At 72.6% G+C, this 270-nt stretch carries 1 pseudogene; it reads left to right on the top strand.

What is annotated here, in order from left to right:
• Positions 1–270 (top strand): annotated as a pseudogene (locus OR16_RS39225) (sulfate adenylyltransferase); the annotation flags it as partial.

Raw genomic sequence — 270 nt, 5'->3', positions numbered from 1 at the left:
TCGTCAACGCCAGCCAGGCCATGCCGTGGTACCTGGGCGAGCCGCTGCTGCCGCTGCTGGAAGCGCTGCCGGTGGAAGAACCCGCGCCCGAAGGCGACGCCGCGCTGCGTTTCCCGGTGCAACTGGTGATCCGCCAGGACGGCGCCCAGGCTGACGACTTCCGCGGCTATGCCGGCCGGGTCGAGGCGGGCACCGTGCGCGTGGGCCAGAAGCTGCGCGTGCTGCCGGCCAACCGCGATGCGCTGGTGGCGGAAGTGCTGACCCCCAACG

Origin of the sequence: Cupriavidus basilensis OR16 (genome assembly GCF_000243095.1) — a bacterium.
GTDB lineage: Bacteria > Pseudomonadota > Gammaproteobacteria > Burkholderiales > Burkholderiaceae > Cupriavidus > Cupriavidus basilensis_D.
Note: the sequence above shows the minus strand (reverse complement) of the source record. Positions and strands in the feature narration are given on the sequence as shown.